Origin of the sequence: Thermopolyspora flexuosa (assembly GCF_006716785.1) — a bacterium.
Taxonomy (GTDB): Bacteria; Actinomycetota; Actinomycetes; order Streptosporangiales; family Streptosporangiaceae; genus Thermopolyspora; species Thermopolyspora flexuosa.
Window position 1 is genome coordinate 387128 of sequence record NZ_VFPQ01000002.1, and the last position, 25060, is coordinate 412187.

The 25060-nt window shown below is 71.6% G+C and carries 18 protein-coding genes; 8 read left to right on the forward strand and 10 right to left on the reverse strand.

The window, feature by feature from the left end; translation table 11 throughout:
* Nucleotides 1–8: 8 nt before the first annotated feature.
* Nucleotides 9–398, reverse strand: coding sequence for a nuclear transport factor 2 family protein (locus FHX40_RS24160; RefSeq protein WP_142262260.1), 390 nt, complete (start codon nt 396–398; stop codon nt 9–11).
* A 63-nt stretch (nt 399–461) separates the two neighbouring features.
* Here FHX40_RS24160 and FHX40_RS24165 point away from each other — a divergent pair, with 63 nt between their 5' ends.
* Nucleotides 462–1025 (forward strand): TetR/AcrR family transcriptional regulator, encoded by a 564-nt coding sequence (locus tag FHX40_RS24165; protein WP_142262261.1) that lies wholly within the window; start codon nt 462–464, stop codon nt 1023–1025.
* A gap of 25 nt (nt 1026–1050) precedes the next feature.
* On the opposite strand, the gene FHX40_RS24170 is transcribed toward FHX40_RS24165, so the two are convergent.
* From FHX40_RS24170 to FHX40_RS24180, 3 genes are all read right to left on the reverse strand, one after another.
* On the reverse strand, nt 1051–1413 hold the full coding sequence (locus FHX40_RS24170; RefSeq protein WP_229788436.1) for a VOC family protein: 363 nt from the start codon (nt 1411–1413) through the stop codon (nt 1051–1053).
* A 243-nt stretch (nt 1414–1656) separates the two neighbouring features.
* A complete protein-coding gene (locus FHX40_RS24175) occupies nt 1657–2031 on the reverse strand; it encodes a VOC family protein (RefSeq protein ID WP_244941620.1) in 375 nt (124 codons plus the stop codon).
* Nucleotides 2032–2280: 249 nt separating this feature from the next.
* Nucleotides 2281–2628, reverse strand: a complete 348-nt coding sequence (locus FHX40_RS24180; RefSeq protein ID WP_142262264.1) for a hypothetical protein — start codon at nt 2626–2628, stop codon at nt 2281–2283.
* Nucleotides 2629–3129: 501 nt separating this feature from the next.
* On the opposite strand from FHX40_RS24180, the gene FHX40_RS24185 reads away from it, so the two are divergent.
* Nucleotides 3130–4089 carry a hypothetical protein gene (locus FHX40_RS24185; RefSeq protein ID WP_142262265.1) on the forward strand — a complete coding sequence of 320 codons (960 nt, stop codon included), beginning with the start codon at nt 3130–3132 and terminating at the stop codon, nt 4087–4089.
* 3 nt (nt 4090–4092) lie between these two features.
* Here FHX40_RS24185 and FHX40_RS24190 read toward each other — a convergent pair whose 3' ends face one another.
* Nucleotides 4093–5655 (reverse strand): ABC transporter substrate-binding protein, encoded by a 1563-nt coding sequence (locus FHX40_RS24190; protein ID WP_229788434.1) that lies wholly within the window; start codon nt 5653–5655, stop codon nt 4093–4095.
* 173 nt (nt 5656–5828) lie between these two features.
* On the opposite strand from FHX40_RS24190, the gene FHX40_RS24195 reads away from it, so the two are divergent.
* From FHX40_RS24195 to FHX40_RS24210, 4 genes are all read left to right on the forward strand, one after another.
* Complete coding sequence (locus FHX40_RS24195; protein ID WP_229788432.1) at nt 5829–7817, forward strand: sensor histidine kinase; 1989 nt, start codon at nt 5829–5831, stop codon at nt 7815–7817.
* Nucleotides 7814–8179 carry a DUF742 domain-containing protein gene (locus tag FHX40_RS24200; protein WP_142262267.1) on the forward strand — a complete coding sequence of 122 codons (366 nt, stop codon included), beginning with the start codon at nt 7814–7816 and terminating at the stop codon, nt 8177–8179. Before FHX40_RS24195 ends, FHX40_RS24200 begins: the two co-directional genes overlap by 4 nt.
* A gap of 293 nt (nt 8180–8472) precedes the next feature.
* Nucleotides 8473–9693 (forward strand): formaldehyde dehydrogenase, glutathione-independent, encoded by a 1221-nt coding sequence (gene fdhA, locus FHX40_RS24205; protein ID WP_142262268.1) that lies wholly within the window; start codon nt 8473–8475, stop codon nt 9691–9693.
* Nucleotides 9694–10378: 685 nt separating this feature from the next.
* A complete protein-coding gene (locus FHX40_RS24210) occupies nt 10379–12535 on the forward strand; it encodes an ATP-binding protein (RefSeq protein ID WP_142262269.1) in 2157 nt (718 codons plus the stop codon).
* On the opposite strand, the gene FHX40_RS24215 is transcribed toward FHX40_RS24210, so the two are convergent.
* Complete coding sequence (locus FHX40_RS24215; protein WP_142262270.1) at nt 12444–12896, reverse strand: hypothetical protein; 453 nt, start codon at nt 12894–12896, stop codon at nt 12444–12446. The two genes, FHX40_RS24210 and FHX40_RS24215, sit on opposite strands and share 92 nt — an antisense overlap.
* Entirely contained in the window at nt 12893–14119 is a 1227-nt protein-coding gene (locus FHX40_RS24220; protein WP_142262271.1) for a hypothetical protein, read from the reverse strand. The genes FHX40_RS24215 and FHX40_RS24220 overlap by 4 nt, the downstream gene beginning before the upstream one ends.
* Before the next feature lie 575 nt (nt 14120–14694).
* Here FHX40_RS24220 and FHX40_RS24225 point away from each other — a divergent pair.
* Both FHX40_RS24225 and FHX40_RS24230 read left to right on the forward strand, forming a co-directional pair.
* Complete coding sequence (locus FHX40_RS24225) at nt 14695–17796, forward strand: AfsR/SARP family transcriptional regulator (protein ID WP_142262272.1); 3102 nt, start codon at nt 14695–14697, stop codon at nt 17794–17796.
* A gap of 516 nt (nt 17797–18312) precedes the next feature.
* Nucleotides 18313–20502 (forward strand): transglycosylase domain-containing protein, encoded by a 2190-nt coding sequence (locus FHX40_RS24230; protein WP_229788428.1) that lies wholly within the window; start codon nt 18313–18315, stop codon nt 20500–20502.
* Between the two features lie 80 nt (nt 20503–20582).
* Here FHX40_RS24230 and FHX40_RS24235 read toward each other — a convergent pair whose 3' ends face one another.
* The 3 genes from FHX40_RS24235 to FHX40_RS24245 all read right to left on the reverse strand — a co-directional run bounded on the left by FHX40_RS24235 (nt 20583) and on the right by FHX40_RS24245 (nt 25057).
* Nucleotides 20583–21038 carry an SRPBCC family protein gene (locus FHX40_RS24235; protein WP_142262274.1) on the reverse strand — a complete coding sequence of 152 codons (456 nt, stop codon included), beginning with the start codon at nt 21036–21038 and terminating at the stop codon, nt 20583–20585.
* Between the two features lie 38 nt (nt 21039–21076).
* Nucleotides 21077–24328 (reverse strand): UvrD-helicase domain-containing protein, encoded by a 3252-nt coding sequence (locus FHX40_RS24240; RefSeq protein WP_142262275.1) that lies wholly within the window; start codon nt 24326–24328, stop codon nt 21077–21079.
* A 90-nt stretch (nt 24329–24418) separates the two neighbouring features.
* Nucleotides 24419–25057 carry a protein-L-isoaspartate(D-aspartate) O-methyltransferase gene (locus tag FHX40_RS24245; protein ID WP_142262276.1) on the reverse strand — a complete coding sequence of 213 codons (639 nt, stop codon included), beginning with the start codon at nt 25055–25057 and terminating at the stop codon, nt 24419–24421.
* Nucleotides 25058–25060 lie beyond the last annotated feature (3 nt).

Here is a 25060-nt window from a genome sequence, read left to right on the forward strand (position 1 = left end):
CGGGGTGGTCAGGCCGCGAGGGCCTCGTGCCATTTGGCGGTGTCGGTGTACTGGTGCAGCGCGACGATCCGGTCGTCCCGCAGGCGCAGCACGTGGGCGAACTCGGCCTCGTACGGCCGGCCGGTGGCGACCGCGGTGCCGCGGTACCGCCCGGTGACGACGAACGTGCCGTCCGGGCCCGCGACGCAGGACTCGGCGTACGGCGCGGTCCGGTAATGCCGGGCGATCACGCCCCACACGTTGACGAGCATGTCCTCCGGGCCGCGGTGCACGCCGCCCACGCCGTACGGCATGCCGGGGGCGACGCGGCCCTCGAACTCGGGGTGGAGCAGCCGGACGAGCGCCTCCACGTCCGCCTCCTGCAGGGCGCGGTAGAACGCGGTGATCACGGGATGCATCGGCTTCCCCTTTTTGGTGGCTTCATTCTAGAATGACGCCACTAATATCACGAAGGGCGGACCGTGGGAAGACCGGCGAGATTCGACGAGGAGCGCATCCTCGACGCGGCGCTGCGCACGGTGGGGGAGGACGGCCCGGCGAAGACCACGATCGCGGCGGTCGCGAGACGGCTGGGCGCGCCGGTCGGGTCGATCTACCACCGGTTCGCCTCGCGTGACCTGCTCCTCGCCACGCTCTGGCTGCGCACGATCCGGCGCTTCCAGGAGGGCTTCCTCGCCGCGCTCGCCGCGGGGGATCTGGAGGGCGCGGCGGTGCACACGCCCCGCTGGTGCCGCCGGCACCCGGCCGAGGCCCGGGTGCTGCTGCTCCACCGTGCCACCGACCTCGTCGCCCGCTGGCCGGACGACCTCGGCGCGGAGCTCACCGCGCTCAACTCCCGGGTGGCCGCCGCCCTGCGCGCCCACGCGGCCACCGACGAGGCCCGGGAACGGCTCGCCTTCGCCCTGATCGACGTCCCCTACGGCGCGGTCCGCCGCCACCTCGCCAGGGGCGAGCCGCCGCCGCCCCTCGTCGACGAGCTGGTCATCGAGACGTGCCGTGCCGTACTCGGCCGCCCGGGCCGGTGATCGGCAGCGGGTACGGCCGGCCGCGTCAGCTCCGCGGCGCCTTCTGGACGATCATGACCTCGTTGCCGTCCGGATCGGTCGCCTTGATGTAGGTGCCCCAGGGCTCCGCGACCGGGTCGGTGACCTTCACCCCGGCCTCGCCGAGCTGCCGGAACGTGGCCTGGATGTCGTCGCAGGCGAAGGTGAGGTAGGCGCCCTCGCCCGGCCGCTTGCCGAAGTCGGCGGCGGAGGACAGCACGATCGCGGTCTGCGCGCCGCGAGGGGCCACCTCCAGCCAGCGCGCGCCGGGCCACATCTCCTCGTCCCGCACCACCTCGAAGCCGAGCTTGTCCACGTAGAACTCGCGGGACCGCTCCTGGTCGGCCACGTACATGACGGCCACGTTCACATGGGTGATCATATTGTCCCCCTGATCCGCCACACCGGATCGCCGTTCGAACATCTCTGCGAAAAACGGCTTGTATGCTCCCTACCCCGGGGTGGCAGGCGGAGGCAAGCGAATTCGGATTCGGGTATGCGTGCTTTCCGGCCGGGCGGGTCGGCCGGCCGAGGATTTCACGATCTCGCGGCGGCGCCTTCCGCGGTTCGAGGGGCGGTGAGGTCGGCCGCCGTACGGGTGAGGACGCCGGCGCTACGACACCCGCTGGGTGATCACCACGTCGTTGCCGTCCGGGTCGGTCGTCTTGGCGGCCACGATGGAGGTGCCGGTCCGGCCCCACGGCACCTCGAGCGGGTCGGTGATCCTCACCCCGGCCTCGCGGAGCTGCCGCACCGTGGCGTGGATGTCGTCGCAGGCGAAGGCGAGTTCGGCGCCCTCGCCCGGCTGCCTGCCGAAGTCGGCCGCGGCGGCGAGCACGATCGAGGTCTGCCCGCCGGGCGGGACCACCTCCAGCCAGCGGTCGCCGGGCCCGATCTCCTCGTCCCGCACCACCCGGAAGCCGAGCTTGTCCACATAGAACGCGCGGGACGCGTCCTGGTCGGCCACGTACATGACCGTCCCGCTCACGTGGGTGATCACATTGCCCTCCTGGTCCGCCGAGCCGAATCGCCGTCCGAATATCTCCGAAAACCGCTCACCTCTCAACTTCGGTTTCCGGGAGCGGCGGCTCGCGATTTCGGGCTCGGGCGTGGGCGTTTTCGGGCCCGGCCGGTCAACCGTCCGGCGGCCGTGCCGTACCCGGCCGGATCCGTGTCGCGGACCCGGCCGAGGACGGGAAATTTTCAGCTGTTCGGCGGCGGGCGCGGCCGGTCGTCGTCAGCCGTCGTCCGAGCCCCGCCGCTCGCCGCCCGGCGGGTCCTTGGCGACGTCGTGCTCGAGGATCTCCTGCAGCTCAAGCGCGGTGAGGTCGACCGCCGCGAGGGTGAGGATGTTGGCGACGCGCGAGGGGGAGAGGCCGGCGTCGGTGAGCTGGGTGATCGCGACGGCCGCGCGGAGCAGCACCCGGCCGATCGTGACCTCGTCGACGTCCTCCAGGTCGGCCCGCCACAGGTCGGCGAACTGCTGGCCCAGTCTGCGGTCCCCGTCGATCCGGGGATCGTTCAGCTCCGGGCTGGACAGGATTCGAGCGAGGTCCTCGCGCTCATCCCTGGTGAGTTTGCTCATCGGCCCTCTCGTTTCCCACCAATTTCTGAAGGCTCACCCACTTCACTGATCGTATGCCCCGGTATGGAACGGTGCGGATGTGGCATGGGCGAATTCCCCCATTCCGCGCCAGGGCAATCCACGGGCGATCCCGTACGGCCCGGCCTGTGCGGTCGCCGGAACGGCCCCGTGGCCGGGGTCGCCGGGGGCGATGGCCGCGGTCCGGTCCGGCGGCCGCCGGACCGTTCCGGCGGTGGCGTGGCCTGGCGCGGGAACGCCGCCGCGGCGGGGCCGTACCGCGCTCTGCGTAGATATAGGCGATAAAGTCCACTGATGCCCACTTTTGCAGTTCCACCCCGGCGGCGAGCGCACCATCGGCTCCGCGCCGTGCCCGGGGATGAACGGGCCGTCTCCGGTCGGCGTGCCGCGAACCCGGCGGATACCGCGTACCAGCCACCCGGCATCTGACGACGCGAGACCATAAGAGCCGGCCGTTACTCGGGGGGCCTGGGAGGAGTTGCTGTGAGTGAGCTGACGCCTGAGCAACAGGCCGAACTCGCCCTCGTGCGCGCCATCGCCGACAGCCTTCGCAGGCGCATGCCCGACCTCAACGACCGCACCCTCGGCAGGGTCGCCTTCCACATCGCCGACCTGCTCAACGGCGTCGCCGTGGTGCTCACCTCCGACGCCGGCTCCGTCGTGCCCGCGCGCACCGCGTCCACCGGCACCCCGCCCGCGGCCCCGGCGCCCGCGAACCCGGTGCCGCCGCGCCCGCAGCCGCTCGACGCCACCCAGCCCATGCCGCGCGCCACCGACCGGCCGCCCACCGGGTACCCCGCCACCGGGGTCACCGGCGACCCCGCGGCCCGGCCCCGCGCACGGTTCCCCGTCCGGCCCGCGCGCACCTCCGGCGAGTTCCCCGCCCAGCCGAGGCGGACCTCGGGCGAGTTCCCGGCCCAGCCGGTGGGCCCGATCCCGGGCACGTACCCGGTACGGCCCGCGCCGGACGACACCACCACCCAGCTTCCTGCGATCCGGGCGACCGGCGAGATCCCGGCGGTGCGCCCCACCGGCGAATACCCCGCGGTGCGGCGGCCCGCAGGCGGCGAGTACCCCGCCGTGCGGCGCCCGGGCGAGACCGGCACCCAGCGGCCGGCGCAGCCGCGGATCCGGTTCCCCTCGGCGTCCCGGCGGCCCACGCCGCCGCCACCGGCGCTCCCGCCGAGCGAGCCCGCCGACGGCGACTACCTCACCGAGGCGCCCAAGGGGCCGTGGATCGCCGAGTTCTTCCAGCTCGACGGCACCCCGCTGGAGGAGGCCCAGTGGGCCGAGCGGGACCAGGCGTTACGCGGCATCGCGGGCCGCATCCGCTGGCTCGCCTTCGACGGCACCGAGGTCACCGTACGGCTGCGCGGCCCCGGCGGCATCGACATGGACCACGAGGCCGTGCTCGCCGCGATCGAACGCATGCGCCGCGGCTAGGGGTCACCCGCGCGGCGTCAGGGAGTGCACGAACACCACGTTGGGATAGGCGGGGTTGTCGGTGTAGCCGCGGACCCCGCCGAGGAACGCCCGCAGGTGGTTGACCACCCAGGGCACGGCGACCACCGCGAGCTCGTCCACCAGCCGGGTCTGCAGGTCGGCGTAGGCCCGCTGGGCCGCGGTCCGGTCGGTGGCGAACAGGGTCGGCAGGGCGTCGATGCGGTCGTCCGTCTTCCGGTCCTTCAGGTAGGCGAAGTTGAGCGACGACGGGTCGTCGCCGTGGAACAGGTTGCGGTACCAGGAGTAGGCGTCGGCGTAGTCCGGCCGCCAGTACATGACGAAGACGTCCTGGCGCCGCCCCGGCCGCTTGTCCCGTGCCCGGGCGAGCTGGGCCTCCCAGGACAGCGCCCGGGCGTCGAGCCGTACGTTCAGCCCGCGCAGCGCCGCCGCGAGCCGGGTGACGAGCATGCGCTGGTCGGCGTCGTCCGCGGCGTAGGTGAGGGTGAGCCGCAGCGGCCGGCGGCCGGGGCCGTACCCGGCCAGGGTGAGCAGCCGCGCCGCCTGCGTCAGGTTCTGCCGCGGCTGCCGGTCCCGCACGTGGCCGACGAGGCCGTCGGGCACGAGCCCGGTGGCGGGCTCGCCCGCCCCGTCGAGCGCCCGGATCAGGCCGTGGTAGTCGATCGCGTACTGCACGGCCCGGCGCACCCGCCGGTCGCGCAGCGGCCCCGAGGCGGTGTTGAACAGCAGCAGCAGGTTCTGGAAGGACGCCGTCTTCACGCTGCGCACCCCGGGGGTGTTCTCCGCGCGCCGGTGGTACGCCGGGTCGAGCCGGGCCAGGAAGTTCGCCTCGCCCTGCAGCAGCCGCCGCCAGGCGGTCTCCTGGTCGGTCTCCACCCGGAACACCACGTTGCGGTAGCGCGGGCCGTCCCATCCGCCCCAGTAGCCGTCGAACGCCCGGAGCGTCAGCTCGGCGACCTTGCCCTTGTTCCACTCCGCGATCGTGTACGGCCCGGAGCCGGCGTCGCGGCCGGTGGCGAACCAGCGTTTCAGGTCGCCCGAGCCCGCCGCGGCGGTGTCGTAGATGTAGGCGCCGTAGCCGGAGGAGGCGATCAGGTCGAGCGGCGCCGCATAGCGCAGGTGGAACACGATCGTGGTGGGGTCCTCGACGGTGATGGTGCTCACCGGGTCCCAGATGTAGGCGGCGGGGCCGCCGAGCGACCGGGTGCGCTCGATCGACCGCTGCACGGCCTGCGCGTCGAGCGGCCTGCCGGTGTGGAAGCGCACGTCCGGGCGCAGCCGGAAGGTCCAGGTGCGGCGGTCGGCGGAGGACCGCCAGGAGATCGCCAGGCGCGGTCCGGCCTTGCGCGTCACCGGGTTGTAGACGGTGAGCGTCTCGTAGATGTTCTGCAGCGCGATGATCTCGTTGCCGTACGCGGTGGCGGGGTCCCAGTCGTCGATCACCTCGGTGTCGCTGACGTAGACGAAGGTCGCCTCGCGCACCGAGAAGTCGGGGCTGGGCGGCGGCACCACGCGGGCGCCCTCGCCGGTGCACGCGGCAAGCAGCAACGCGATGAGGATCGCGCACGCTGCTACCAACCGCGAGGACCTGCGCACGAGGACCGAACTTACTCCACGTATCGCACAATGCGCAGCATGGCGGCCTATTTACCGCCTTCTGCCGCCCGAATGGCAAATTCCGTCGGCGCTGCTAGTCTCGTCAATTGTCTCCGACTTTCGCGATGGGTGTGATGGGAGTGCCCGGCCGTACCCGGCGCAGGACGATCCGCTTCAAGATCTTCGGCCTGCTGCTCGTGCCGGTCGTCTCCATGATGGCGCTGTGGGCGGTGATCGTCGGCGTCACCACCCGCGACAGCCTGGAGCTGCGCACCTACACCACGCTCTGGACCACGCTGCGCGTGCCCGCGGACCGGCTCGCCGTCGAGCTCCAGCACGAACGGCTCACCGCCGCGCGCTACCTCGGCGGCCAGGGCGGCCGCGACGAGATGATCGCGCAGCGGCAGCACACCGACCGGGCGCTGAAGAACTTCCGCGAGCTCGCCCGGGACCAGGAGGCCGCCGGGACCATCACCTCGGTGATGCGCGAGGACCTCGAGCACCTGCTCGACCGCACCTCCCGGCTCGACGCGATCCGGGGCGACATCGACGCGGGGCTCACCTCGGTAATTCCGGCGATGGAGGCATATGACGCCATTTCCGATGCCGTCTTCCTGCTCCAGCGCAGCCTGTCGCGGATCGAGGAAATTCCCATTTACCAGCAGACCCGCATCGTGATCAACCTGGCGTACGCCAAGGAGCTGCTCGCCCGCGAGCAGGCGCTCGCCGCCGCGATGCTGAAGCCCGGCCGCGAGCCGATGCCGCAGGCCGAGCAGAAGCTGTTCACGCAGATCGCGGGCAACCGGCGGTTCATGATCGACCAGGCGCTCGCCGAGCTCGACCCCGAGCTGCGCGCCTACCACGTCAACCTCATCGCCTCGCCCGAGTACCAGCGGCTGCGCCTGCTCGAGGAGCGGATCTTCGCCAACAGCCCGCCGAGCTACACCGAGTGGCAGACCGTCGCGGGCCGGCTCGCCACCGCGTTCCAGCAGGCCCAGGACCAGGCGGGCGCCCGGCTCGCGCAGCGCGCCGAGCCGGTCGCCGACGACGTGCTCGCCCGCGCCGTCCTGCTCGCCGGCGCCGGGCTCGCCATCGTGCTCGTCACCGTCCTGGTGACCCTGCGGCTCGGCTCGCGGCTGTCCGTCGAGCTCGCCGCGCTGCGCCGGGCCGCGCAGGAGGTGGCCCAGGTGCGGCTGCCGAACGTGGTGGACAAGCTCCGCCGGGGCGAGCAGGTGGACACCGAGGCCGAGGCGCCGCCGATCAACACCAAGAGCTCCACCGCGGAGATCCAGGACGTGGAGGAGGCGTTCTCCGCGGTGCAGCACACCGCGATCGACGCCGCGGTCGGCCAGGCCCGGCTGCGCGCCGGGGTGAACCAGGTGTTCCTCAACCTCGCCCGGCGCAGCCAGGTGCTGCTGCACCGGCAGCGCATCCAGCTCGACGACATGCAGCGCCGGGCGACCGAACCGGAGACGCTCGACGACCTGTTCCGCCTCGACCACCTCACCACCCGGATGCGGCGGCACGCCGAGAACCTGATCATCCTCGCCGGGGAGGTGCCCGGCCGGGGCTGGAGCAAGCCCGTGCCCATCTTCGACGTGGCCCGCGGCGCCGCCGCCGAGGTCGAGGACTACGCGCGGGTGACCGTGCACAACATGTCCGACCACGCCCTCGTCGGCGAGGCCGTCGGGGACGTCATCCACCTCGTCGCCGAGCTGATCGAGAACGCCACGGTCTACTCCCCGGCGCACACCCAGGTGCACGTGCGCGGGGAGATGGCGGCGAACGGGTTCGTGATCGAGGTCGAGGACCGCGGTCTCGGCATACCGCGGGACGCACTCGAGGAATTCAATGATCGTCTTGCCAATCCGCCAGAATTTGATCTTGCGGACAGCGATAGGCTCGGTCTGTTCGTCGTCGGCCGTCTCGCGGCCCGGCACGACATCCGCGTCACGCTACGCCCCTCGCCGTACGGAGGAACCACCGCTATCGTGCTCATTCCGCTCGACCTGATCAGCACCCCGCAGCCCCCGGACACGCCACGCGGGCTGGTGCCGCTCACGCTGATCCCCGTCGACAACGACACGACCGCAGGAGAGGAGGGCGACCGATGACGCAAGAGCGCTGGCTGGACGAGGACGCCGGCCCGGTGGTGCCCGCCTATCTCCTCACCCGGGGGCGGACCCAGTCGTCCAGCAAGGAGATCGACCTCGTCGCCGTCATCGTCACCGAGGGCGGTATCACCCCGCCGGCGGGCCTCGGCCCGGAGCACCTCATCATCCTGCACCGGTGCACCCGCCCCACCGCCCTGGTGGACGTCGCCGCCGAGCTCGACCTGCCGATCGGTGTCGTCCGCGTGCTCGTCGGCGACCTGCACGAGCAGGGTCTCGTCCGGGTCCGCCGTCCGTCCCCCGCGGCCCGTACCCCCAACGAGGGCCTCCTCCGGGAAGTCATCAACGGCCTGCGCGCCCTCTGATCGCGCGTCCTCCGATCCCGCACGCCCGCGTGCGACCGCGTCCGTGAGTCCGTCTTCCCCGTGAGCCCGCGCTTCCGGGCGGGTGCCGCGTGCCCGCGGGCGGTTCGCGTCCGCGGTCGCTCCGTGACGCGCGGTGGCGCCCTCCTCGTCCCGGTCGTGCCGCCCGCCGCTGCTCCGGCCCGCGCCCTGCGTGTGCGGTGGCGATTCGCTCCCCGATGACCACATGGCCGCAACGGCCCTGGGTAGGGGCGTGACTCGTCAAGGGTGTTGCGTGCGCGATGAGGGTGATTGCGATGCCGGACAACAAGGCCGTTGTCTATCAGGGACCGGGCAAGGTGTCCGTGGAGGAGACCCCGTACCCCGAGTTCGAGGTCAAGGACGGGCCGGGGGTGAACCCGGCGAACGTCGGCCGCAAGGTGCAGCACGGTGTGATCGTCAAGACGATCGCCACCAACATCTGCGGCAGCGACCAGCACATGGTGCGTGGCCGTACCACCGCGCCGGTCGGGCTCACCCTCGGGCACGAGATCACCGGCGAGGTGGTGGAGACCGGCCGCGACGTGGAGTTCATCAAGGTCGGCGACCTGGTGTCGGTGCCGTTCAACATCGCCTGCGGCCGCTGCCGCAACTGCAAGGAGGGCAAGACCGACGTCTGCGAGAACGTCAACCCCGACCGCGCCGGGTCCGCGTACGGGTACGTGGACATGGGCGGCTGGGTGGGCGGCCAGGCCAAGTACGTGCTCGTGCCGTACGCGGACTGGAACCTGCTCAAGTTCCCGGACCGGGACCAGGCGATGGAGAAGATCCTCGACCTGGCGATGCTCTCCGACATCTTCCCCACCGGCTTCCACGGCTGCGTCAGCGCCAAGGTCGGGCCCGGTTCCACGGTCTACATCGCCGGCGCCGGACCCGTGGGGCTCGCCGCCGCGTGCTCGGCGTTCCTGCTCGGCGCCGCCGTCGTGATCGTCGGCGACCTCAACAAGGAACGCCTCGCCCAGGCGCGCAGCTTCGGCTGCGAGACCGTGGACGTGTCGGCCGGGGACCCCAAGGACCAGATCGAGCAGATCCTCGGCGTGCCCGAGGTGGACTGCGCGGTCGACGCGGTCGGCTTCGAGGCGCGCGGCCACGGCCGTGAGGCGCAGCAGGAGCGTCCGGCGACCGTGCTCAACACGCTGATGGACGTCGCCCGGGCGGGCGGCGCGCTCGGCATCCCCGGCCTGTACGTCACCGGCGACCCGGGCGCGGCGGACGAGGCCGCCAGGCACGGTTCGCTCTCGATCCGCATCGGCCTCGGCTGGTCGAAGTCCCACTCCTTCGTCACCGGCCAGTGCCCGGTGATGCGCTACCACCGCCGCCTCATGATGGCGATCCTCCACGACCGCGTCCAGATCGCCAAGGCCGTCAACGCCACACCGATCCCGCTCGAGGACGCCCCACGCGGCTACGCCGAGTTCGACCACGGCGCCGCCCGCAAGTACGTCCTCGACCCGCACGGCATGCTCGCCGCTGCCTGAGGAGGCCATGCCCTGAGCCTCGGCCGGTCTCGGCGTAGGCGGCGATCGCACGCACGGCGCAGGCGCGATGTGACATCGTCCGCGTGATCGTCCGAGCAGGCGTGGGCGTAGGGCGACCCGGCGGCACATGCCCTACGAGGCACCCGCCGGGAGCCTTGCGACCACGCCTTCTTGTGTCGTCGCCGCAGGTGGCATGGCACGCGGTGTGCACCGACGAGAATCCCGTCCGGGCTGAGATCCCGGACGGGAGATGGATATTTTCTGGCGACGGCGCCGATGATCGACGCTGAAGCCGATGGTATTTCTGTTTTTCCTTATTTATTTTGGTTTATCTCAAATTACATGATCCAGAAGACGCGCATGATGAACCTCCTTTCGCCATGAGTGCCCGATCGGGTGGTTGGCGTGCGAACATTCCTGACGGATGATCGCGCGCCGGATCGGATTCGATGATCAGGGTACCTCATTGCGGGATGTGGATGTGCAGAAAAGCTGACATTTTTGGATCTGGGTGGTAGATCCGAAATGCATTCGGATTCGAGGATGGGAGGTGCTCTTTTCGTCCAATGCACTGCTCGAATGGTCCGTTGGTTCAACAAGTGGAAGCGAAGTGAATGTTTGACGTTTAAGTGAGATTTGTCCCTGTTGTGCTTTGGTGGCTGCCGGTGATGGGAGAGGCTGGTCATTGAAGGGCGGCGAGAGAGGGGAGCACGGGTTCGTCCGGCCGCCGGGACACAACGAGGTGAGCGGCGTCGCGCAGGGGCCGGTGGTGCAGGCCGGGGCCGTCCACGGGGATGTGCGGATCACGGTCGCCGGGCAGGTGGGCCATCCGGTGCCGGCCCAGCTCGCGCCCGCACCAGCCGTCTTCGTCGACCGCCTGGCGGAGCTGCGGGAGCTGGGCGGGGTGCTGGAACAGGCGGACGGGGCGTCCGAGACGCCGGTCCTCATCGTGATCACAGGATTGGGCGGGGTGGGCAAGAGCTCGCTGGCGCTCCACTGGCTGCATCACGTTCGCGCTCGCTTTCCCGACGGTCAGCTCTATGCCGATCTGGGCGGATTCGCGGCGGAGCGGGAGCACCGCGCCGGGCAGGTGCTCGAACGCTTCCTCCGCGCGCTCGGCATCGCCCCGGAACGGGTCCCGGCGAGCCTGGAGGAGCAGGTCGCCCTGTTCCGCTCGGCGACGGCCGGGCGGCGGCTGATCGTCATGCTCGACAACGCCGTGTCGGCGGCCCAGGTGCGTCTCTTCCTGCCCTCCTCGGGCGGGAGCCTGGTGCTGGTGACCACGCGCTACCGGCTCTCCGGCCTCGTCGTGGACGGCGCCCGGTTCATCGAGCTGCGCCCGCTGCGGCGTGAGGCCGCGGTCGAGCTGCTCGCCCGCCTCCTCGGGTCCGAGCGGGTCCGCCGGGAGGCCGAGGCCGCCGGCTCGCTGGTGGACCGCTGCGGACGGCTGCCGATCGCGGTGTGCGCCTCGGCCGCCCGGCTCGCGCTGCGCCCGCACTGGTCGATCCGGCGGCTCGACCGCCAGCTCGCCGACGCCCACCATCGCCTCTCCGTGCTCGGCGACGACATCGACACCCCGATCCGCGCGGTGTTCGACGTCTCCTACGCCGCGCTGTCGGACGAGGAGGCGCGCATGTACCGGATGCTCGGCCTGCATCCCGGCCCGACGTTCGGTACCGGCGTTGCCGCCGCGGTCGCGGATGTCGACGAGGAACGGGCGGCCGAGTTGCTCGACGCCCTGGCGGGCGCGAGCCTCGTCCAGGAGGAGGGAGAGGAACGCTACCGCTTCCATGACCTACTCCGATTACACGCCGAGGCCAAGGCGGCCGAGACGGAGCCCGACCAGGTGCGGAGGGCCGCCGAACGGCGGATCGTGCACTGGTTCCTGAAGAAGGCGGCCGCCGCCGACCTCGTCGTCATCCCCGGACGCTGGCACCTTGGACCGATCTACGAGACCGTCCGCGGCGAACCCCGGGCCTTCGCCGACCCGGCGGCGGCCCTCGACTGGCTCGAGGCGGAACTGCCGAACCTGCGCGCGGTCCTGCGCCTCGCCGAGCAGCGCGGCATGCACGAACTGGTCTGGCAGCTCTGCGAGACGCTCTGGGGCCTGTTCTACTCGCGCAAGCACTACGCCGAGTGGCTGGACATCCACGAGACGGGAATCGCGGCCGCCCGCCGGGCGGGCGACGTCCGCGCCGAGGCGCGCATGGTGACCGCGCTCGCCCACGCCCACTACGAGCTGCACCACTTCACCGAGGCGGCGGACCTCTACCGGCGGGCGGCCGGGCTGCTCACCGGGGTGGATCACCCGCTCGGCGAGGCCGCCGCGCTCGAGGGCCTCGGCTCCACCTGCCTGGCGCTCGGCAGGCCGGACGAGGCGATCGACCACTTCGAGCGCTCCCGGGCGATCCATGAGCGGCTCGGCCGTCCCAGAGGCGTGGCGCGGATGCTGCGTCGGCTCGCCGAGGCCCACCTGCAGGCCGGCCGGGTCGACGAGGCGATCGACCTGATCAGCCGTTCCCGGGACGCGTTCGCCCGGCTCGGCGAGCCCTTGGAACAGACACGCATCCTCACCTGGCTCGGCCGGGCCCTGGTCGCGGCGGGCCGCGCCGCCGAGGCGCTGGAGCCGCTGCGGCGGGCCCGCGACACCGCCGTGGAGATCGGTGCCCGGCACGCGGGCGCCGAGGCGGCCATGCACCTCGCCGACGCGCTCGTGGCCACCGGCGATCCGGGTGCGGCGCACGCGGAGCTCACCCGGGCGCAGGAGATCTTCGTCGATCTCCGGTCGCCGCTCGCCGACCAGGTACGCCGACGGCTTGAGGAGCTGGGGCCGCCCGGGTGACGACGGCGCCGGGCGGCACGCCGTCGAGGGCGTCGAACGGCAGGCCCGCCCGGACCCACGCATGCACGACCGAGCCGAGCGTGGCCGGGTCCCCGGTGGCGAAGCGCCGCACCCGGCCGTGCCGTTCCCCGACCACGCAGCCGCCGCCGGTGTCGGGTGCGACCGCGACGAGGCAGCCCGGGTGGCGGATGAGCAGCGCCCGGACACGCGCCGCGGCCGGGCCTGCGGCGTCCGTGCCGACGACCACGTCGGCGATCTCCGCCCAGGGCGTCTCGTCGCTCGCGGCGACGAGGTGTTCGTCGACGACGCCGTCTTGGGGACCAGGCTGTCGGGCCGGGAGGAACACACGCGCCAGGTTCATCGCACGCCCACCCCGATCGGCCGCGGGTACGGGACGGGCTCGGCCACGGGCGGGGACTCGGGCTCGTCGAGGCCGAGCATCCGGTAGATCTCGCCGCGGATGATCGCGGCGGAGCGCCCGGGGACCGAGGTGAGCGACTCGCGCAGAGCGGCGACGTCTACGCCAGACCAAGCGGCCCCGGCCGAGGCGAGCTGCGCGGCGAGCGGGGCGTCCGGGTCGAGCCGCGGGGCCGTCTCGGCGAGGAGCGCGTACTGGGTGCCGGGGATCACCGCGTCGTCGCCCGGGGTCAGCAGGACCGGCAGGCCGAGCGCGGCGCCGTACCGGGTGACCGAGCACCGGTCGCCGACGACCACGTCGGCCGCGACGAGCGCGGCCCGCCAGCCCTCCTCGGGCGGCAGCACGAGCACGCCGGACCGGATCGCGTCGGCGAGCCAGGCCGCGACCTGGCGACGCCCGTGCCACACCCACACGTGCGGATGGAGGATCGCCACGACGCGGGCGCCCTCGTCGGCGAGCTCGGCCGCGAGCCTCCGGGGCAGCCCGGGCCACCGGGCGAACAGCGAGCCCGCGCCCCAGTGCGAGGTCACGACCACCAACCGCTGCCCCGCGCCGGCCCCGAGCGCGTCGCGGTAGGCGTCGCGGTACGGCCGGCTCGCGAGCAGGCGGTCGTAGCAGGGGTCACCGCCGACCACGGTGATCGGGACCGCCTCCGGGCAATCGCGGGCGAGCAGCTCGCGGTGCCGCTCGTGCGCCAGCACGATCGACGACGGGATGACCCGCCCGCGCACGACCAGGCCGCGCAGGCCGAGACCCTCCATCCGGCAGGGTGCGGCCGGGCCGTCCCCGGGCAGCCGCCGGGCGTGGATGGCCGGCCCCGCGCCGTGCGGGAACGTCATGATCGGGCCGTGGAGGTGCTCGAGCGACCCCTGGCCCGCCGCCAGGATCAGGTCGAAGCGCCGCTGGGTCGCCTGGCCCCACGGGATCATCAGCGCCCCGGTGTCCCGGAGGAACTCGTGCGCGCCCCGGGAGAAGATCGACGACGGGGGGACGGTGTAGACGACCTGGATGCGGTGGTCGCTCTCGATCAGCGGGACGATGTCCATCAGACGGGTGGCGGCGGTGAAGTAGTGCACCGCCACCAGGACGGTGCGCTCGATGTCGCGGGTGTTGCCGTACGCCGCCTCCAGGGAGAACGGGCCCGCGGCGATCTGTGCACAGGTCACGACGGCCTCCATGCTCGTCCGTGTGAGTCCGGTGGGATCGGGCCGAGCATGCGGGCGCACACCGGATGGTTCGCCCCCGGAAAACCGGGAGGTTCGCCGGATGGAGGGATTCGGTCGCAGGCCGGCGGGGCACTCTGCGGACATAAGTGAGTTCCCCTCGGGTCAGGGCCGTGCCGTGGGCGTCCCTCAGGCGGGTCGTGCGCGTGATATGGGGATCTGAGCTGCGGTGATTTCTGTCTGTGGCCGGTATGTGACTCGTTCGGCCGGGTCCGAGCTGACCTTCGAGTAAACCCCCTCGCTGCCCGCCGGGGAGGGGGATCTACCTCTCTAGAGATGTTTGCACGGGATGTGATCGCGTACGTACGCCGCGTTTCCCGTGATTCGACCGGAGCGCGGCCGCGTTTCTTGCGGCCGAAACGCTTTCTGGTGGCACGGAAATCCGCGTGCGATCCGATATGGGTGGCCGTCCGTAAATTAATCATATCGTATAACAAGGTTGTCTTGGATTTTTGTTCGCGAAGACGAGAAACTTTCGGTATCGGGAAATCCGGACATGGGAGTGTGTGGAACACCGGATGAGCGGGGTTCTTTTCCGGCTTCTCGCGCGGGGGCCGGGCCTCTGGCTCGAAGCCGGAGGCCGTGGCGAGAAGGCCGGTACGCCGAAGGAGCAATCTCTGCTGGCAATCTTGTTGCTGTCGCCGAACAAGGCGGTGTCCGTCGACAAGATCAGCGATCACGTTTGGGATGAGAGCCCGTGCCGCGCGAGCCGCGAAACCATCGAAAGGTACGTCACGAAGATTCGCGGCCGGCTGCGCGGGCTATTCGGTGACCGCGTGAAGATCATCGGCAAACAGGGCACGTACCGGCTGGAGACCGCCCCCGAGACGATCGACGTCCACCTATTCGACCTGCGACGGCGTGAGGCGATCGCAGCGGAGCGGCAGGGTTGTTTGGAACGTGCCATCAAGCTGTACCGGGAGGCGGAGGGCCTCTTCGACGGCGAACCGCTGTCGGGGTTCACCAGCGCCTGGGCCCGCGAGGTGAGGCAGGACCTCGAAGAGAAGTTCTTTCAGGTCCGCAAGAGGCGCACGGCGCTGCAGGTACGGCTGGGCCGGTACGACGAGGTGCTCGACGAGCTGGCCGATCTGGTGGAGCAGCGTCCGGACGATCACGTGCTGGTCGGGAACCTCATGACCGCCCTTGCCGCCACCGGCCGGAGAGCGGATGCACTCAAGGCCTACCGGCGGCATCGCGATCACCTGGTCGAGACCCAGGGCATCGAGCCGGACCGAAGCCTTCGTGAGCTGCAACGACGCATCCTTCAGGGGGATGGCGACGTGACCGGCGCCGGCCGCCGGAAGGTGCCCGGCCCGTGCCGGCTGCCCGCGGACATCCCCCACTTCGTGGGGAGGAAAGCGGAACTCGAACAGGTCGGCATCGTGCTCGCCGATCGGCCGGGCGGCGGAGTCGTGGTCATCGAGGGCATGCCGGGGGTCGGCAAGACCGCTCTCGCGGTGCACGCCGCGCACCGGCTCGCCGCGGACTACCCGGACGCGCAGCTCTACCTCGACCTGAAAGCCCACGATCGCACGTCCCCACCGCTCACCCCACGGGTCGCGATCACCCGGCTCCTGGCGATGCTCGGGGACACCCAGGCCCGGCCGTCGCTCTCGCTCGACGAGCTGTCCGCGCGGTGGCGGGCACGGATGGCGGATTCGCGTGCCCTGCTGGTGCTCGACGACGCCGCCGGCCTCGAGCAGGTGCGCCCGCTCCTGCCCGCCGACCCCGAGCACTGGGACGGGCTCGTCATCGTCACCACGCGCGACCGGGTCGAACCTCGCGGGGTACGGCGCATCCCCCTTGGCACGTTGGCCGCCGACGAGGTCGCGGAGATGTGGCACCACCTCACCGGTGAGCGCCTCGACCCTGCCCTGCGCCGGCGGCTGTGGTCAGGCTGCGCCGGGCTGCCCCTCGCCGTCGAGGCCCTCGCCCGCCGCGGTGGCGTGCCGGGAGGAGACCCACACCGACCGATCCGGGAGGTCTGCGAAGCCGTGGAACGCTCCTACCGGCGGCTCACCCCCGAGCGACAACGGGCCTTCCGCCGCCTCGGGCTGCTCCCCGGCGACGACACGGCCATGGACGTGGCGACCCAGGTCATCGATCCGACTGCGCAGGACCCTCGTGCAGAGATCGCCGCGCTGGCCCGCAGCCACCTGGTCGACCTTGCCGGCGAAGGCGCCACCGAGAGAGTCCGCCTCCATCCCCTGATCCGCGCCGCCGCGGCCGAGCTCGCCCGAAACACCGAGACCACAGGCGACATCCGAGCCCTCGGCAGCCGCGTGCTCCGCCACTACCTGCGAACCGCCGAGGCCGACGACGGCGCGCTGTTTCCCCATCGGTGGCGGATGATCTCGCTTTCGGACCGCGAAAGGTTCACCCGGCCGACCGTCGCCGACGCATTCGCGTGGTTCGAGGCCGAGTGGCGCACCATCCTCAGCCTGGCCAAGTACGCGGCCGAGCACGAGTGGCAGGCCGAGTGCGCCGATCTCATGCACCTGGTGGCCGAGTACCTCGACTTCCGGGGCCGCCACGCCGAGGCCGCCGAGGGGCACGAGCGGGCCGTACGCGCCTGCCGTGACATCGGCGACCGGCTTGGACGGGCCCGGGCCCTGCTCGACCTCGCGTTCGCTCGGTTCCGCACCGCGAACTGCGAGGAAGCGGTGAATCACCTGTGGGCGGCGCAGCGCATCTTCTCAGCGGAGAGACGTCCGCGGGAGATCGGCAGGTGCCTGGAGCTTCACGGGCTCGTTCGCTGGTCGCAGGAAGAGCACAGGCGGGCGCTGGCGCTGTTCGAGGATGCGGAGGAGTACTACCGGAAGGCGGGCGACCGGAAAGGGGTCGCGGACACCCTCCGGCACAAGGGGATGGCGAAGTGGAGCACCGGCCGGTACCCCGACGCGGAGCGGCTCTTCGACGAAGCCCTTGGCATCTATCGCGAACTCGGTGATCGCATCGGCGAGATGAAGGCGCTCACCGGCAAGGGGCATGTGGCGCAACACATGGCGCGCCATCGGGACGCCGACAGGCTGTTCCGCGAATCGTCGGCGATCTATCGGGAGCTCACCGGCGAGGAGAACCACGCCATCCTCGATCACAACCAGGGAGACCTGCACAAGTACAAGCGGCGGTACGAGACCGCGCTGGAGTGCTACGAACGGGCCCTTTGCTCGTACCGGAGCGCAGGCAACCGCCGGTACGAGGCGGAGGTACTCAACGCGATAGGCGAAGCCTGTTTGGGCCTGGGACGAACGAACGAGGCGCTTGAGCATTTCAAGCGGGCGCAGCGTCTGGCGGAGGAGATCTCCTGTCGCTCGCAGCTCGCCAGAGCGCTGGTCGGACTGGCCGATATCGACCGCGAGCTGGGAAGGCACGAGGACGCCACGCGTCTGTACATGGACGCCCACAATCTCGCCAGGACGATCGACGACCTCCGGCAGCTGGCCTTGATCATCGACCGTCTTGCCCACGTACGGCTGGACGAAGACCACCGGGACGAGGCGCGGTGGCTGTGGTGGGAGGCTCGCTATCTCTACCGGCAAATCGGCCTGCACGCTTTCGCCGAGGAGATCGACCTCAAGCTCAAGATGCTGGGCGACCGCGCGTTCGACGACAAGTAGCCCTGAACGAATACGGCGCCGGACATGACGGGTGCCGCCCGTCCGCGGTGACGCCGGTGGCCGGGCGGCGCCCGTCCGGCCACCGGCTGCGGTGACGGACACGGGTGTGGTGGTGGACTTCCCGGGATTCACGCGGTGAATCCATGCGCTCGCACACGGTGAGATATGGCCGGGCAATGTCCGTCCGGTACGGGCCGGCGGGTGGGGGAGGGAAAGGGTTACGAATGGTGCACGATTCCTGAACGTCCCATGCCGGAGGTTGGTGCGGGATTCGCCGCCGCGGCGTACGGGCGCAGGGGAGGGATCGAGCCAGATCGAACCGGGTCCCGGCGGTACGACAGGCGATCGGCAAGATCATTGAATGGCCGCGACCGCGGCACGGGCGGGCGCCCGTGGGGCCCGCCTGTGTTAGCCATCCGTGTCGTATTCGGTCTCCGGGCCACCGGGGAACGCAATAACCTGGTTGACATGCCAAATCGGGGAAAAGGTCCGGCTTGGGGTGGGTCAACGGTGGTGATGCGCCTGTTGGGGGCGGGCGCGGTCGCGGGGCTGCTCGTCGCAGGCCTCGCGTTCCCTGCCGTTGGTGGTGCCGGACTGGGCGTCCGGACCGTCGCTGACGAGCTCAACCTCAAACCGGAGGAGCTGAAGGAACCGCCGCTCGCGGAGAAGACGACCGTCCTCGACTCCACGGGCAAGCCGATCGCGCAGTTCTACGAGCAGTACCGCGAGGTCATCCCGCTCAGCGAGGTCTCGGACATCATGAAGACCGCGATCGTCGCGATCGAGGACGAGCGGTTCTACGAGCACGGCGCGATCGACATCGAGGGCACCCTCCGTGCCGCGATCAGGAACATCACGTCCGGCGGCGTGAGCGAGGGTGGCTCCGGCATCACCCAGCAGCTCGTCAAGCAGATTCTGCTCAACCAGGCCGAGACCCTGGAGGAGAAGAACAAGGCGGTCGAGGCCAGCATCTCGCGCAAGCTCAACGAGCTGCGCTACGCGATGGCGATCGAGCAGAAGTACACCAAGGACCAGATCCTCGAGAAGTACCTCAACATCGCCTACTTCGGCGCGGGCGCCAACGGCATCGAGGCGGCGGCCAAGCGGTTCTTCGGCAAGCGGGCGAAGGACCTCAACCTGGTGGAGGCGGCCACGCTGGCGGGAGCCGTACAGGACCCCAACCGCACCGACCCGGCGCTGGGCAAGAAGAACCGGGACCGCCTGCTGGCGCGGCGTAACGTCGTGCTCGACAAGATGGCCAAGCTCGGCAAGATCACCCCGGAGGAGGCCGAGAAGGCGAAGAAGCAGAAGCTCGGGTACAAGGGCACCCCGCTGCCCGGCGGTTGCGGCGCGAGCAAGTACCCGTACTTCTGCCTCTACGTCCGGTACGAGATCCTCAACAACCCGATCTTCGGCAAGACCCGCAAGGCGCGGGAGCGCCTGCTCAACCGCGGCGGGCTCACGATCAAGACCACGATCGACCCGAAGATGCAGGCGGCCGCCGAGAAGGTGATCCGCAAGTACGTGTACCCCACGGACAAGCCGGTCGCCGCCCAGGCGCTCGTCGAGCCGGGCACGGGTGCGATCAAGGCGATGGCGGCGAGCCGTAAGTACGGCACGAACAAGCGGAAGAACGAGATCTCCTACAACCTCGTCGCCGACGCGGCGCACGGTGGGGGCATCGGCTTCCAGAACGGCTCCACGAACAAGGTCTTCGCGCTGATCACAGCCCTGAAGAAGGGCATGAAGATCAACGACGGCATCACCGTCGGCGCCTCCTACAGCGCGCCCGGCTACTACGCGTTCAAGAACTGCAAGGGCAACAACGTCGGCGAGCCGAGCCACGTGGTCACCAACGCCGACGGCGGCGGCGCCGGGTTCTACTCGCTGCAGACCGGAACCTGGGCGTCGTCGAACACCTTCTTCATGGCGCTCGAGCAGCGGGTCGGCCTCTGCGACACGATCAAGACCGCCAAGTCACTCGGCCTGAAGCGGGCCGACGGCCAGCCGCTCACCGAGTACTCGACGTTCGTCCTCGGCACGAACGAGACCGACCCGGTGACCGTGGCGAGCGCGTACGCGGCGATCGCCGCGCGCGGCAAGTACTGCCAGCCCATGGCGATCACCGAGATCATCGACCGGTACGGCAAGAGCACCAAGTACCGGCCCAAGTGCCGGCAGGCGCTCGACCCCGAGGTCGCCGACGCCGCCACCCACATCCTCGAAGGCGTGTTCACCAGGGGCACGATGCGGGGTGTGGGCGGCATCGGGCGGCCCGCGGCCGGGAAGACCGGCACCACCGACGCGTACGCCACCGCGTGGTTCGCCGGCTTCACCCCGAACCTCGCCGGCGCGGTGAGCATCGGGGACCCGCGCGGCGCGAACGTGCACCGGCTGAGCAACGTCACCATCGGCGGGAAGTACTACCCGGCGGTGTTCGGCGCCTCCATTCCGGGCCCGATCTGGAAGGAGACCTTCATCGAGGCGCTCAAGGGCGTGCCTGCCGAGGACTTCGTCCCGATCAACTCGGCCCGCTTCGGCGGCTGCAGCACGAGCTGCCAGCCGGTGAAGCGGGAGAAGGACGACGAGGACGGCGACCGCGGCGACGAGGAGTTCCGTGACGACCGCGGGCCCGGCGGCGGTCCGTTCGGCCGCCCGGGAGGCGGCGGCTTCGGCCGAGGCCGCGGCGGCTTCGGCGACGACTGACCTCGTCGCAGACGCGGTGCCACAGCGGCTGACGACGTTCTCTCACCGGCCTCCCGTCCGGGGAGGCCGGTGAACGCTTTCTAACGCGCCGCGGCCCCGGTCCGTTCGCACAGCCGCGCGAGGCGGCGCAGGGACAGCCGCAGGAAGGCGGTGAACACCGGCCCGGCCACCGGCAGGCCGAGGCGGCCCAGCGGGCCGAACGGCGGCTCGAGGTGCTCCTCCCACCGGACCGTCGCGCCGCCGCCGGGGCCGGGCCGTACCCGGAAGGCACCGGTGCCGCGCACCACGCGCCCGGTGTGCCGCACCTCGACCGTGTGCGGCGGCTCCCACCGCGTGATCTCCATCGTGTCGTGGAAGCCCACCGGCCCGATCCCGGTGAACGCGGTGATCCCGCTCCCCGCGCCGCGCCCGTCCCCGTGCGTCACCCGCGCCCGGGTCAGCAGCATCCACTCGTGCTGCCGCTCCCAGTCGGCGAGCACGGCGAAGACCCGCTCCGGGCTCGCCGCGACCTCCATCGTCTCCGTCAGCTCGATCATGCCCTGGCCACTTCCCCGCCGCGCCCGCGGCAGGCGTCTCACAGCAGCCGGAGCTGCACCTGCCGGGGCTTGGCGCGGCGCGGTACGGCATCGCCGACGACGCGGTACGCCGAGGCGTCGAGGTCGGCCAGGAACGGGGACGGCCCGGTCGCGCGGGTGACCCCCTGCCGGGTGCGCTCGGCGGCGTGGCTGACGTAGAGGTGGCGCTCGGCCCGGGTCATGCCGACGAACAGCAGGCGGCGCTCCTCCCGCACGTGCTCGGGGTCGAGCTCCTCCGGCCGGGTGCCGGGCGGGCGCAGCGGCAGCAGGCCGTCCTCGCAGCCGACGAGGAACACCACCGGGAACTCCAGGCCCTTGGAGGCGTGCAGGGTGAGCAGCGAGATCCGGTCGGCCCGCGGATCCCAGGTGTCCACCTCGACGCCGAGCGCCAGCTCGGTGCGGAACCGCTCCAGGTCGTCGCCGCACCGCTCGGCGAGCGGCTTGAGCAGCTCCACCGCGGTGTGGATCTGCTCGGGGGTGAGCCGGTCGGGCGGCGTCTCCCCGTCCTCGGCCTCGTCGGCGGCGTCCGCGGGCAGCCGTTCCAGCAGGGCGTCGGCGGCGAGCCGTACCCGGCGCAGCACCGGCATGCGCTCGTCCGGGTTGGCCCCGGCGGGCGCGTACGCCAGCTCGGCGAGGATCTCCGCCACTCCGGGCCGGTCGGCGAGCCGGTCGTGGGAGCGCTTCTGGAACGGCAGGCCGGCGTTGGTGAGCGCGGCCATCACCGCCCGGGCCTGCCGCTCGGTCCGGTACAGCACGGCGAAGTCGGAGAACCCGAGGCCGCTCGCCCCGTCCGAGTCGACCCGGCCGCTGTCGAACGCGTGGAACGACGCCCCGCCGATGAGCTGCTCGATCGTGCGGGCCACGAACGACGCCTCGGCCTGCTCGGTGGCGGCCCGGTGCACGGTCACCGGGGCGTCGCCGCGGTCGCCCGACGGGTGCAGCTCGCGGTCCGGCACGAGCGTGGTCGGCGCGATCACCTGCAGCGCGGCGGTGAGGATCGGCGCGGCCGAGCGGTAGTTGCGGGTGAGCCGCACCTCGCGGGCGGCAGGGAAGTCCTGCCGGAACCGCAGGAAGAACCCGACGTCGGCGCCGCGGAACCGGTAGATAGCCTGGTCGGGGTCGCCGATCGCGGTGAGGTTGCCGTCCGGCGGGGCGAGCAGCCGCAGCAGCCGGTACTGCGTCTCGTCCACGTCCTGGTACTCGTCGACCGAGATCCACCGGTACCGGTCGCGGTAGGCGGCGACGAGCCCTTCGTCGGCCTCGAGCAGGGCGACCGGCAGCGCGATCAGGTCGTCGAAGTCCACCAGGTCGAGGCGGCGAAGCGCCTTGGTGTACCGCTCGGCGAGGTCGGCGATCTCGGCGTCCGTGCCCTCGGCCGCCCCGCCGGTGCGCCGCCACGCCGAGATCGCGGGCAGCAGGCGGCGGGCCGACCGCTCGTCGCCGGTGAGCTCGGCCGCCACGGCGAGCCGGGCCGCCTCGTCCGCGATGCCGAACCGCGGCCCGAGGCCCGCCCGCTCGTGCTGCTCGCGCAGGATGCGCAGGCCGAGCGAGTGGAAGGTGGCGGTGGTGATCCGCGGCGCGTGCCCGGGGGCGAGCGCGGCGAGCCGCTCGGCCATCTCCTCGGCGGCCCGCCGGGTGAACGTGATCGCCAGGCACTGCTCGGCCGGTACGCCGCAGGCGGTGACGAGGTGGGCGATCCGGTGGGTGAGCGTGCGCGTCTTGCCGGTTCCCGGCCCGGCGATGATGAGCAGCGGCCCTTCGGTGATCTCGGCCGCGGCCCGCTGGTCCGGGTCGAGCCGGTCGAGCAGCGACCCGGTGGCCGGTACGGCCGGCCGTACCGTGGGCGTCTCCGCGGCGGCCTGCGGTGCCTCCGCCGCCGGGGCCTCGTTCTCCGCCGGGGCGGCCTTGGCCGTACGGCGCCGCTTGGCGGCCGGGGCGGGCGCGGGCGCCGCGACCGGCAGGTCGTCGAATAACGACGGCGTGGCCACCGGGTTGGCACGCTCCAGCTCGCCGGGCTCGAACAGCCGGATCACGCCGTACTCGCCGTCGTACCCGGCCTCGCGGATCACCTGGCCGCGGCGCAGCCGCCGCAGCGCCTCGGCGAGCAGCGGCGAGTGCGGCTCGACCTCGTCGACCGGCACCTCGCGCAGGATCGCCAGCTCCGGCCCGAGCGCCGCGGTGAGTTTGTCGATCTCGGTGGCGACCCGCTTGCTCTTCGGCCCCACCCCGAGGATCTCGCCCATGATCTCCGGCAGCGGCACGAGGCTCTCGAACCCGGCCGCGCCCTCCGGCCGGAAGCCCTCGGGCCGGTCGGCGAGGTCCTCCACCCGGCTGAGCACGCCGACCGTGAGCGGCTTGCCGCACTCCGGGCACCGCCCGCCGACGGCGCGGGTCTCCCGCGGCTCCATCCGCACCCCGCACTTGCGGTGCCCGTCGACGTGGTACTTGCCCTCCTCCGGGAAGAACTCGAGCGTGCCGACGTGCCCCTCGCCGGTGCGCAGCGCGTCCCGCACCGCGAAGTAGTCGAGGCCGGTGTCGAAGACGGTGGCCTCGCGGCCGAGGATCGGCGGCGAGTGCGCGTCCGAGTTGCTGACCAGCCGGTAGCGGTCGAGCGCGGACACCCGCCAGTTCATCGCCGGGTCGCTGGACAGGCCGGTCTCCAGCGCGAAGATGTGGTCGGCGAGGTCGACGTAGCACTCCTCGATCGCGTCGAACCCGGACTTCGAGCCGAACACCGCGAACCACGGCGTCCACACGTGCGCCGGGATCAGGTACGACCCCTCGCCGGACTCCAGGGTGATCTCCAGCAGGTCCCGGGAGTCGAGCCCGAGGATCGGCCGCCCGTCCGACCCCAGGTTGCCGATCCGGCCCAGCCGGGCGTTGAACCGCTCGGCCTCCTCGAACCCCGGCACGTAGATCAGGTGGTGGATCTTGCGCGTGCGGTCCCCGCGCTTGTAGATCGTCGAGATCTCGACCGAGAGCATGAACCGGACCGGCTCGTTCGCGAGCCGCGGCGGCAGTTTGCGTGCGATTTCGCGGTCGAGGTCGTCGCGCAGCCGGAACAGGCCCGGCTCGGCGGGGACGAGCGTCTCGCGCAGGTGGTCGAACCACGCCGGGTGCGTGAAGTCGCCGGTGCCGACGAGCGTTACGCCCTTGCGCCGCGCCCACCAGGTGAGATGTTCCAGATCGCAGTCCTTGCTGCAGGCCCTGGAGTATTTCGAATGAATATGCAGGTCGGCGATGAAACGCACCCGCGAGATTGTGCCACAGCCGGATCAACCCGCGCGGCCGAATGATTACCCCGCGATATCCGCCGAGGCCGGGCCGTACGGCGAGCCGCGTCAGCCCCCGCCGTACGCGGTGCGCAGCCGTACGAACCAGGCCTGCGAGACGAGCCGGCGCTCCTCCAGCCGGTCGCCGACCCGCTCGAACAACGTCACCCGCTCGTGCCCGCCCGGCCCGATCGGCTGCACGAGCCGCCCGCCGGGGCGAAGCTGCTCGACCAGCGGCGGAGGGACGGCGGGGTAGGCGGCCGACACGATGATCGCGTCGTACGGCGCGCGGTCCGGCACCCCGGCGCTGCCGTCGCCGACCCGCGACTCGACGTTGCGGACGCCCTGCCGGTCGAGGGCGCGCCGCGCCTGCTCGGCCAGGTCGGGCCAGATGTCGATGGTGACCACGTCGGCGGCGAGGGCGGCGAGCAGCGCGGTCTGGAAACCCAGCCCGGTGCCGACCTCCAGCACGTGCTCGGTGCCAGTGAGCTCCAGGCTCTCGATCATCGCCGCGGAGAGCGACGGCTGGGTGGTCACCTGGCCGTGCCCGATCGGGATCGGCTGGTCGCGGTAGGCGAGCGAAACGCCCGAATCCGGAACGAACTCGGCGCGGGGGATCGTCCGGATCGCCTGCAGCAGGCGCTCGTCGGTGACCCCGGCCTGCCGTACCGTCTCGGCCAGGTCCTCGGGGGCGAGGGCGAAGCCCATGCT

Excerpts from the sequence above, each read along its gene's own strand:
- FHX40_RS24215 (WP_142262270.1), bottom strand. The coding sequence starts at position 12,896 with ATGAACCTGGCGCGTGTGTTCCTCCCGGCCCGACAGCCTGGTCCCCAA.
- FHX40_RS24230 (WP_229788428.1), top strand. The coding sequence starts at position 18,313 with ATGCGCCTGTTGGGGGCGGGCGCGGTCGCGGGGCTGCTCGTCGCAGGC.
- FHX40_RS24225 (WP_142262272.1), top strand. The coding sequence starts at position 14,695 with ATGAGCGGGGTTCTTTTCCGGCTTCTCGCGCGGGGGCCGGGCCTCTGG.
- FHX40_RS24235 (WP_142262274.1), bottom strand. The coding sequence starts at position 21,038 with ATGATCGAGCTGACGGAGACGATGGAGGTCGCGGCGAGCCCGGAGCGG.
- FHX40_RS24195 (WP_229788432.1), top strand. The coding sequence starts at position 5,829 with ATGGGTGTGATGGGAGTGCCCGGCCGTACCCGGCGCAGGACGATCCGC.
- FHX40_RS24200 (WP_142262267.1), top strand. The coding sequence starts at position 7,814 with ATGACGCAAGAGCGCTGGCTGGACGAGGACGCCGGCCCGGTGGTGCCC.
- FHX40_RS24160 (WP_142262260.1), bottom strand. The coding sequence starts at position 398 with ATGCATCCCGTGATCACCGCGTTCTACCGCGCCCTGCAGGAGGCGGAC.
- fdhA (WP_142262268.1), top strand. The coding sequence starts at position 8,473 with ATGCCGGACAACAAGGCCGTTGTCTATCAGGGACCGGGCAAGGTGTCC.
- FHX40_RS24245 (WP_142262276.1), bottom strand. The coding sequence starts at position 25,057 with ATGGGCTTCGCCCTCGCCCCCGAGGACCTGGCCGAGACGGTACGGCAG.
- FHX40_RS24180 (WP_142262264.1), bottom strand. The coding sequence starts at position 2,628 with ATGAGCAAACTCACCAGGGATGAGCGCGAGGACCTCGCTCGAATCCTG.